General features: G+C 62.6%; 3 protein-coding genes. All 3 read right to left on the minus strand.

The window, feature by feature from the left end:
- Positions 1–55 precede the first annotated feature (55 nt).
- On the minus strand, positions 56–847 hold the full coding sequence (locus ACR0C3_RS23215) for an FAD binding domain-containing protein (protein ID WP_480760775.1): 792 nt from the start codon (positions 845–847) through the stop codon (positions 56–58).
- Between the two features lie 94 nt (positions 848–941).
- Positions 942–3,302 carry a xanthine dehydrogenase family protein molybdopterin-binding subunit gene (locus ACR0C3_RS23220; protein WP_170644482.1) on the minus strand — a complete coding sequence of 787 codons (2,361 nt, stop codon included), beginning with the start codon at positions 3,300–3,302 and terminating at the stop codon, positions 942–944.
- A 25-nt stretch (positions 3,303–3,327) separates the two neighbouring features.
- The coding region (locus tag ACR0C3_RS23225; RefSeq protein WP_480668837.1) for a (2Fe-2S)-binding protein at positions 3,328–3,804 on the minus strand (477 nt) is incomplete at its 5' end.

The raw sequence follows: 3,804 nt of genomic DNA on the forward strand, positions 1-3,804 counted from the left end.
CATAGCAAAAGCCCCGGGGTTTTGCCCGGGGCTTTTGGGTTTGTTGTTTCTGTGTTTACGAGCAGTCTTGGACGGCGCGTTTTGTCATGACGCTGACGAGATGCGCGCGGTAGGTTTTGCTGCCATGCAGGTCGGCGATCATGTTCATCGAGTTGACACTCAGCCCCATCAACGCCTCGGCGCTGAAGGATTTGTTCAAGGCCTCTTCGGCCTCTGCCCACCGGAACACGCCGTCTTCGCTGGCGCCGGTCACGGCCACACGAACACCATCCGCGAACCGCGCCACGTAGACGCCGACCAGGGCAAACCGGGATGCGGGCTGCAGGAACTTCTGATAGCTCGCTGCCTGCGGTACCGGGAAGCGGACCGAGGTGATGATCTCACCCTCATCCAGCGCGGTGGCAAACATGCCTTGAAAGAAGTCATCCGCCGCGATCTGCCGCGCGTTGGTCACGATGGTCGCGCCCGAGCCCAGCACACCCGCCGGATAACAGGCCGCCGGATCATTGTTGGCCACCGACCCACCAATGGTGCCGCGGTTGCGTACCGCCGGATCACCGATCTGCCCCGCCAGCGCGGCCAGCGCCGGATACGACCCCGCCGCCTCACGCGCCACCGTGGCATGGGGCGTCGCCCCGCCAATGACGACCGAGCCGTCATCCTCGACACAGACGCCCTGCATCTCGGCAATCCCACCCATGCTGACCAGCACAGAAGGGGCCGCCAAACGCTGCTTCAGCGTCGGGATCAGCGTCTGACCCCCACCCAATGGCTGCGCATCCTCGGCCCCCAACGCAGCAACCGCGTCGGCAATGCTCGAAGGCTTCTCAAACTCGAAACTGTACATTCCGCTTTTCCTTTCCGAAGAGCGCAGATCCGCTCTTCATCTGGCTAAAAATACCTCGGGGGTCCGGGGCTGGCCCCCGGTCCGCCCTCTCAACTCAGCTGTTCATCGCCGCCCAAACGCGCGACGGGCTAACCGGCATGTCGATGTGATCCACCGCCTTGCCGCCCGAGTTCATCGCATCCAGAACCGCATTGACCACAGCCGGCGGAGAGCCGATCGCCCCGGCCTCACCACAGCCCTTCACACCCAATGGGTTATGCGTGCAGGGCGTCTGGCTGGAATGATCCACGCCGTAGAAGGGCACATCATCGGCGCGCGGCATGGCGTAATCCATGAAGGACGCGCTCAACAACTGGCCATTCTCGTCATAGGCGCAGTTCTCCAGCAGAGCCTGGCCGATACCCTGACCGATGCCGCCATGCACCTGGCCATCCACGATCATCGGGTTGACGATGTTGCCAAAGTCATCGGCGGCGGTGAAGGCCTCAATGCTGACCTGACCGGTCTCGGGATCAACCTCAACCTCGCAGGCATAAGCGCCCGAGGGGAAGGTGAAGTTGGCCGGGTCGTAGAACGCGGTCTCCTCCAGCCCCGGCTCAACCTCCAGCGGGAAGTTATGCGGCACATAAGCTGTCAGGGTCACATCGCCCCAAGCCACCGACTTGTCGGTGCCTGCCACGCTGAACTGACCGTCCTTCAACTCGATATCCGCCTCCGAGGCCTCCAGCAGGTGGGCCGCGATCTTCTTGGCCTTGTCGATCACCTTCTCGGTGGCCTTCACCATGGCCGAGCCACAGACCGCCAGCGAGCGCGAGCCATAGGTGCCCATGCCGAACGGGATCTTCGAAGTGTCGCCATGCACGATCTCGACCATCGACTCGTCGATACCGATCATGTCGGCCACAACCTGCGGGAAGGCAGTCTCATGCCCCTGCCCGTGGCTGTGTGCGCCTACCATGACGCTGATCGAGCCGGTGGCATTCACCCGCACGGTCGCCGCGTCATAAAGACCCGCTCGGGCCCCCAGCATGCCAACGATGTTCGAGGGCGCAATACCACACGCCTCGATATAGCAGTTGATGCCCAGACCCCGCAGCTTGCCCTTGGCCTCACTTGCCGCACGGCGCGCGGCAAAACCTGCCAGATCGGCGGCGGCCTCAAGCTTGTCCATGGTCCCGTTGTAATCCCCGGTATCATAGGTCAGAGCGACCGGCGTGTCATAGGGGAACTGGGTGATGAAGTTCTGACGGCGCAGGGCAATCGGATCGACCCTCAACTCGCGCGCGGCCTTGTCCACCACGCGTTCCAACTGGAACGTCGCCTCGGGCCGGCCCGCGCCGCGATAGGCATCCACCGGCACCGTATTGGTGAACATCGCCTTCACATTCACCTGAATGACCGGCGTCTTGTAATTGCCCGCCATCAGCGTGCCGTGCAGCCATGTGGGCACGGAGCTGGAGAAGGTCGACAGATACGCTCCAAGGTTCGCGTAGGTGTTGGTCCGCAACCCGATGAAGTTATTGTCTGCATCCAGCGCCAGTTCGATTTTGCTGACATGATCCCGGCCATGGGCGTCCGACATGAACGCCTCGGACCGGCTCGAGGTCCACTTCACCGGCCGGTTGCAGGCCTTGGCGGCGAAGGTACAGAACGCCTCTTCCGCATAGTGGAAAATCTTGGTGCCAAAGCCGCCCCCCACATCCGGGGCCACCACGCGGACCTTATGCTCGGGCAGGCCCAGCACAAAGGCGCACATCAGCAGGCGGATCACATGCGGGTTCTGCGAGGTGGTATAGAGCGTGTACTCATCCGTGCCCCGCTTATACTCACCCACCGCCACGCGGGGCTCCATCGGGTTGGCAACCAGGCGGTTGTTCACCAGATCCAGCGTGGTCACATGGGCCGCATTGGCGAAGACCTCATTGACCTTGGCGTCATCCGCTTCACCCAGCTGCCAGTCATAGCAGATGTTGTTCTTCAGATCGTCATGGACCAGCGTCGCGCCCTCTTGGGCTGCGGCCTTCATGTCGATCACGGCGGGCAGTTCCTCGATGTCCACCTCGATCGCCTCGGCCGCATCGCGCGCCTGTTCCAGGCTGTCGGCCACAACGGCGGCAATGGGATCGCCCACATGGCGCACCTTGCCCTGGGCCAGAATGGGATGCGCAGGCTCCTGCATGGGTGCGCCGTGCTTGTCCGTCACCTCCCAGCCGCAGGGCATGCCGCCCACGCCTTCGAAATCCTTGCCGGTGAACACCTTGACCACGCCCGGCATGGCCTCGGCCGCCGAGGTATCAAGGCTGGTGATCCGGCCATGCGCGATATCCGAGCGCAGGAAATGAACATAGGCCTGTCCGGCCACGTTGATGTCGTCGGTATAATTGCCTGCTCCGGTCAGAAAGCGCACGTCCTCGCGCCGCTTGGAACTGGCTCCGATGCCACTGTCTTTGGGCATTGCTTGTTCTCCTCCCTCGGGCCGCTTATTCGGCGGCGATGCTGCTGACGTCCTGGCCCGAAGCGGCCATGATCGCCTTGACGATGTTGTGATAGCCCGTGCAGCGGCACAGGTTGCCTTCCAGATACTTGCGGATCTCGGCCTCGGACGGGCGCGGATTGTCCTTCAGCAAGGCCGCCGCGCTCATCACCATGCCCGGTGTGCAGAAGCCGCATTGCAGCCCGTGGTGATCCTGAAACGCCTGCTGGATCGCATTGAGCGTCCCATCCTCGGAGGCCTGACCCTCGATCGTGCCGACCTCGGCCCCGTCGGCCTCAACCGCCAGCATGTTGCACGACTTCACGGCCTCGCCGTTCACATGCACCACACAGGCCCCACATTGCGCCGTATCACAGCCAACATGCGTCCCCGTCAAAGACAAATGATCCCGCAAAAAACCAGACAATAACGTCCGACCCTCAACATCACCGCTCACAGACATGCCATTCACAGTCAGCGATAT

It is taken from the genome of Ruegeria sp. CK3 (assembly GCF_056536565.1).